Below are 6,611 nucleotides of genomic sequence, written 5' to 3'. Positions count from 1 at the left end.
AATTGGTCAAAATAAACCAAGCTTCTGAGGCTGAACTACGGCGATAGTTCCGTTTCCATTTAGCGGCTATATTAGCTCAGAGCAAAGTTGCTTGCGCTGTCACAGCACTCCAGCGGCAGCGCCCAAAAGTCAGATAGCGACTTACGGCAGCGAAAATGGCTTTGGTTGGAAGTTAAATGAAATTATTGGCGCTCAGGTAATTTACGTGCCAGCCACTGAAGTAATCAATAGCGCCCATCGCTCTTTTTTGCTATTCATGGCAATAGTAGCTGCAGCTTTTGCGTTGGCAATTTTGATTACCAATATTCTACTCAGAGTAGCGGTTCTTCGCCCCATCAACCGGATGGTTAAAGTTGCCAATGAGGTAAGCACGGGCAATATGGATGCTGAATTTGAACAGAATTCTAACGACGAAATCGGTACGCTTGCCGCTGCGTTTAAGCGCATGAAAATTAGCCTGTCTGTGGCTATGAATATGCTGAATCAACGTCGTGGCTAAAGTCAAAAGTTAAAAAAATGCAAGATATTATCAAGACTGTACGTGCTGATAGAAAAGTCGTTTAACGTTTTCTGCACAGAATATATAGAGTCCGACAATTGCTGCTAGCACCAACAGGAATTCAATCGACAAGGGTTGAAACCCTAATAAACCTGCAAGTGGAGTATAGGGAAGGAAGAGGGTGACCATGACGATCGCGATCGTTGCCATTAGTAAATACTTCCCTGGCTTACTTTTGAGAATAGATTGCCGCGTCCGAATTACCAGCACAATCATGGATGCAGAAATCACCGATTCCATAAACCAACCAGTTCTGAATTGTGCTGCGTTGGCGTGCAGCAGCAACAGCAAAGCTCCAAAGGTGAGGTAATCAAAGATTGAACTAAGTAACCCAAATACCAACATAAAGTTACGGATAAACCCGATGTTCATGCGGCGGGGTTTGTTGACCAGTTCTTTATCGACGCGATCGGTCGCGATCGTCATTTCTGGGAAATCGGTCAGTAGGTTCACGATCAAAATTTGACTAGGTAGCAGGGGCAAGAAGGGTAGAAACAGAGAAATGCCTGCCATGCTAAACATATTGCCGAAATTTGCACTTGTTGCCATAAACACATATTTGAGCGTATTAGCAAAGGTAATTCTTCCCTCCTTCACGCCTTCGACCAAAACATTTAGGTTTTTTTCCATCAACACAATGTCGGCGGCTTCCTTGGCCACATCAACAGCACTCTCAACGGAAATACCCACATCGGCAGCATGAAGTGCTGAAGCATCGTTAATACCATCGCCGAGATAACCAACCACATTCCCCGCTTTTTTAAGGGCAATGACGATCCGCTCTTTTTGATTTGGCTCAACTTCAGCAAAGACATTTATTTTCCCAACTTGATGTATGAGCGCTTCATCACTGAGCTTTTGCAGTTCGGCACCAGTCAAAACCTTTGGTTCCGGTAGTCCCACTTGCTGAATAATGCTGATGGCAACCGCTCTACTATCGCCCGTGATCATTTTGGCAGTAACGCCTAGCTCTCTCAAATCCTTGAGTGTATCAGCAATGCCTGCTTTGGGTGGATCGAAAAGGGCAAGATAGCCCAAAAACGTCATGTTTGTTTCATCGTCTTTGCTGAAAGAATCGCGATCGCAGTTTCGATAAGCTACTCCCAAAACCCGAAACCCTTCACTGCCTAATTTCTCAGCCCGTTGCTGAATCTTGTCCTGCTGGTCTGCAATGTCAATTGTCTTTCCCTCATCGGTTTCGATCGTTGAGCTAACATCGAGAATCTGCTTAAGCGCACCTTTAGTGACAATCAGATGGGTATTTTCTTTAGCAAATAGTATGCTAAGGCGTTTACGGTTGAAATCGTAGGGCACTTCATCCAGCTTCTGATAGCCAGAGATGTCGAATTGCTTGTGCTGACGAATCGCTTCGTCGATCGCATTTACATAACCTGATTCAGAGGCAGCATTCAAATAGGCGTAGAGCATAACGCGATCGCTTTCTTCCCCGTCCACATCAACCGCCGCGTGAATTTTCACCTCCCCTTCCGTCAGCGTGCCCGTTTTATCTGTACAAAATACATTCATGCTGCCAAAGTTTTCGATCGCAGGCAGTCGTTTCACAATCACCTGCTTTTTCGCCATTTGTTTGGCACCACGAGCCAAATTAACGCTAACGATCGCGGGTAATAGTTGGGGGGTCAATCCCACAGCTAAGGCGAGGGAGAAGAGAAAGGATTCCAGCACGGGGCGTTGCAAATAAACGTTGGCGGCAAAAATCAGCACCACCAAAATCAACGTCACTTCCATCAGAAAGTAGCCAAACTTGCTGAGTCCCGTTTCAAATTCGGTTTCGGGGGGTCTAAGTTTCAGGCTTTCTGATACCTTGCCAAATTCAGTCTGCTTTCCCGTCTGTACCACGATCGCTTTTGCAGTACCACTAATAACATTTGTTCCCATATAAAGGGTGTTGGTGCGATCGCTGAGTCCGACTTCGGCAGGCAATACGCCACTCATTTTATCAGCGGGATAGGTTTCTCCCGTCAGTGCTGCTTCATTCACCGACAAATCCTTAGACTCTAAAATCAGGCAGTCACCGGGAATACTATTGCCAGCAGCAAGCAACACAATATCACCTGGAACCACGTTCTCATTGGGGATTTCTTGAGATTGACCATCTCTCAAAACTGTGGCTTTTACTTGTACTAAAGCTAGTAGCTTCGCGACAGCATCGGTGGCTCCCCGCTCTTGCCAAAATCCTAATAGCCCGCTAATTAGTACGATCGTCAGAATAATTATGGTGTCAATGGCATCGCCCAGGAAACTGGAGAGCAGCGCCGCTGCCATTAAAATCAAAATAATCGGACTCTTAAACTGGTTCAGCAAGAGTATGAGTGCGTTTGACTTTCGTTTCTGCTTCAGGCTATTTGCACCGTACTCGCTGAGGCGTTGCTGCGCCTCCTGGCGACTCAAGCCCTGAAGGCCACTCTTGAGCTGCTGTAACACCTGTTCGGCTGGCAGATGCCAAAATGAGGGGAGAACTTGAGGCATAAGATTCAGATCCTGCTTGGCTACTTAAACTAATGTTTTGGCACACTAAGTACGGAAGAGCCAGAAAAAGAAAAACTATTTTTTTAATAAAGTTTTGGCTTTTTCTTGAAACTGCTTACGCGATGGTTCAGGGACGTGGACGCTCAATCGTTCTACTAAATCTTCAGGAGTGGATGCTTGTTCTAAAGTTTGTTCGATGAGGATTTTAGCGATCGGCCCAATAATAACCGCAAGCAATGTTTCTAACTGTTTTCGGATGTCAGGAGATAGAGAGTAGGTCAGGTTTTCTGTTTGCGTCTGAGTTGCTAAAGCGGTTTGAACGATTGAGACTGCTTGTTGAATATTTTTGAGTTCCTCTGGCTTTAAGTTGTCCTTGAGTGGCTGGGGCTGTTTGTTATTGTAGAGAACTTCAAAGATGGGTACAGAGCCAATGCCTTTCAAATTGCGATCGCTATGCCGATAGATCCCAAAACCACTGCTGTGGGAGAGGCGCACCAAGACTTCCGTCACTTCCGAGAGCAGAATTTGCCCAGCGCTGGCAAGTGCGGCGACACGGGCGGTATAGTCCACTTCGTGACCGATAAAGTTACCCCCGTCGGGAAGCGGACTGCCGGTGTGCATTCCAATTGTGACTTGCAGCGGCCCTAATGGGGTAGGAATCGGATCGTTAATGTGGTTCAATTGAATAGCGATCGCCCACTGTAGGGCTTGCACAGGGCTGGCGAAGACCAGAAAAAAAGCGTCGCCGATAGTTTCCACCTTACGTCCGCCATAAGCAGCGATCGTGTCTTCAACGCGCCCTCTGTGCGGCAAAAGAATCGTGTCTCTGTAAATGCGGTTGGATTCTGTGATATCGCTGCCAGGTAAATTGAGTTTAATGGCAGTAGAGCTAACTAGGTCAGTGAACACCATCGTGACCAGGTTCTCAGACATGGTAACCTTTTTGCCTTCAACAAGACTTGTTTCCAGGTTAAACCTTTGCTGGGAGGTTGGGGACGGGAAAAGTCACTCATTCACTCATTAAAAAGTCAAAAGTAAACAATATGCTTCTGAATTAATTATTGCCGAGCGGTGGAAACCATCGACACAACTTTGTTCAAACTGTCAGCATAAACAGTCCATGTGTTTAGATGTTAGGGTGTTTGAATGCGCCAATTGTGGATATAATGCCGATCGAGATTTCAACGCGAGTCGAAATTTAGAAATTTATCCACAAAACGCGGTTGGCTAAACCGTGTAAGTCTGCTGAGGGTTAACCGCTCGGATGCGCCCAAAGCAGCAGAAAGTAAGCACTAAAATGAGATATCCGTGAAATATCGTGATATACCGTTTTATATCAGTCTTATGTAGCAGTTTTTGCGTCTATTTCACTTGTGACGAGTTTATGAGTTCTCCGATTCGCTTCCTCATGTGCGCCCCCGACCACTACGACGTAGATTATGTGATTAATCCCTGGATGGAAGGGAATATTCACAAATCATCCCGCGATCGCGCCGTCGAACAGTGGCAAAATCTTCACCACATCCTCAAAGACCATACCATCGTGGATTTGGTCAAACCCCAAAAGGGTTGGCCGGATATGGTGTTTACCGCTAACGCCGGTCTAGTTTTGGGTCAAAACGTAGTCCTCAGCCGCTTTTACCACAAAGAACGCCAAGGGGAAGAACCCTACTTCAAAGAGTGGTTTTCCTCACAGGGCTACACTGTGTACGAACTGCCCAAAGACCTGCCCTTTGAAGGTGCTGGTGACGCCCTGCTTGACCGGGAAGGGCGCTGGTTGTGGGCGGGATACGGCTTCCGATCGGAACTCGACTCCCACCCTTACCTGGCAAAATGGCTCGATATAGAGGTACTTTCCCTGCGGCTGACAGATGAGCGGTTCTATCACCTGGATACCTGCTTCTGTCCTCTGGCTGGCGGCTATTTGCTCTACTATCCACCAGCATTTGATTCTTACTCAAATCGCATGATTGAAATGCGGGTATCGCCAGAAAAGCGGATTGCTATTGAGGAAGCGGATGCTGTCAATTTCGCTTGTAACGCTGTCAACGTAGATAGCGTTGTGATTATGAACAAGACGAGTGACAGCTTGAAACAGCGCTTGACTGGCGCTGGCTTTCAGGTAATAGAAACGTCGCTAACGGAATTTCTCAAAGCTGGTGGGGCTGCTAAGTGCCTGACGCTGAGGGTGACGGAGCCTGTGCGGACGGAAGCCCACGCCAATGTATCGGTAGAAAGTCGCACGATTCGGATGGAAGGTCATTTGCTGGACTCCGGTCTGATCAGTCGTGCGCTAGACTTGGTTGTGGAAAACGGCGGTAGTTTCCAAGTTCTCAATTTCAATTTGGGAGAACAACGACAAAGTACCTCTTCGGCAGATGTGAAGGTGTCGGCTCCTTCTCATGAGATCATGGAAGAGATTATGACCCAGTTGATCGACCTGGGTGCTTTACCTCCGCCGCAAGATGTTTGCGATGTCAACATTGCACCTGTAATTCAAAATGGTGTTGCTCCCGATGATTTTTATGTTACGACTATTTATCCGACGGAAGTGCGGGTGAATTCTCAGTGGGTGAAGGTGCAAAATCAGCGCATGGATGGCGCGATCGCAATTACTTACAACTCTGATAGCCCCGTAGCTCGCTGCAAGTTGCTGCGAGATCTGGAAGTGGGGGAAGACGTCATTGTCGGTGTGGAAGGTATCCGCACGATTCGCAAAACGGAATCCCGCGAACAACGGAATACCCAAGAATTCAGCTTTATGGGATCGGGTGTTTCCAGCGAACGCCGGGTGGAATTGGTTGTTGAACAAATCGCCTGGGAACTGCGGCAAATTCGCGATCGAGGCGGCAAAGTAGTGGTAACGGCAGGGCCGGTAGTAATTCATACTGGCGGTGGCGAACATCTGTCGCATCTGATTCGGGAAGGTTACGTGCAGGCGTTGTTGGGCGGAAATGCGATCGCAGTCCACGACATCGAACAATCCACGATGGGTACATCTTTGGGTGTGGATATGAAACGCGGCGTCGCCGTGCGCGGCGGACACCGACACCACCTGAAGGTAATTAACGCCATCCGTCGCTGCGGTAGTATTGCCAAAGCTGTTGAACTAGGCATGATTGACAACGGGGTGATGTACGAGTGCGTTCGCAACAACATACCATTCGCCCTTGCCGGTTCGATCAGAGATGATGGCCCTTTGCCTGATACTCAGATGGATTTGATTAAGGCGCAGGAAGAGTATGCCCGGTTGTTGGAAGGTGCAGACATGATTTTGATGCTGTCTTCCATGCTGCATTCGATCGGTGTGGGCAATATGACACCTGCTGGAGTCAAGATGGTTTGTGTCGATATTAACCCAGCTGTAGTGACGAAATTGAGCGATCGGGGTTCGATCGAATCCGTCGGCGTCGTCACCGATGTCGGTTTATTCCTCAGTTTGTTAATCCAACAATTGGATAAATTGACCAGTCCTTATCGCGCTAGTCACACCGTTTAAACAAGTAGGACTTACGCAAAAACCAAGGTTTTGCCCCCCTTGCCCCCCAAATCTGGGGGGAAT

4 protein-coding genes and 1 pseudogene are annotated in these 6,611 nt (G+C 47.6%); 3 read left to right on the top strand and 2 right to left on the bottom strand.

Features of this window, described 5'->3' with window-relative positions:
- The first annotated feature begins 43 nt into the window (after positions 1-43).
- Positions 44-499 carry a c-type heme family protein gene (locus LAY57_RS36145; RefSeq protein ID WP_338022370.1) on the top strand — a complete coding sequence of 152 codons (456 nt, stop codon included), beginning with the start codon at positions 44-46 and terminating at the stop codon, positions 497-499.
- A 30-nt stretch (positions 500-529) separates the two neighbouring features.
- Here LAY57_RS36145 and mgtA read toward each other — a convergent pair whose 3' ends face one another.
- Positions 530-3,049, bottom strand: coding sequence for a magnesium-translocating P-type ATPase (gene mgtA / locus LAY57_RS07520; RefSeq protein WP_249065786.1), 2,520 nt, complete (start codon positions 3,047-3,049; stop codon positions 530-532).
- A 75-nt stretch (positions 3,050-3,124) separates the two neighbouring features.
- Entirely contained in the window at positions 3,125-3,982 is an 858-nt protein-coding gene (locus LAY57_RS07515) for an adenylate/guanylate cyclase domain-containing protein (RefSeq protein WP_249065785.1), read from the bottom strand.
- A 109-nt stretch (positions 3,983-4,091) separates the two neighbouring features.
- Here LAY57_RS07515 and LAY57_RS07510 point away from each other — a divergent pair.
- Both LAY57_RS07510 and argZ read left to right on the top strand, forming a co-directional pair.
- A pseudogene (locus tag LAY57_RS07510) lies at positions 4,092-4,280 on the top strand (zinc ribbon domain-containing protein); the annotation flags it as partial.
- 153 nt (positions 4,281-4,433) lie between these two features.
- Entirely contained in the window at positions 4,434-6,548 is a 2,115-nt protein-coding gene (gene argZ / locus LAY57_RS07505; protein WP_249065784.1) for a bifunctional arginine dihydrolase/ornithine cyclodeaminase, read from the top strand.
- The last annotated feature ends 63 nt before the right edge of the window (positions 6,549-6,611 follow it).

Source organism: Argonema antarcticum A004/B2, from assembly GCF_023333585.1.
Classification (GTDB): domain Bacteria; phylum Cyanobacteriota; class Cyanobacteriia; order Cyanobacteriales; family Aerosakkonemataceae; genus Argonema; species Argonema antarcticum.
The sequence above is the reverse complement of the archived record's forward strand: the minus strand, read 5'-3'. Positions and strand labels throughout refer to the sequence as shown.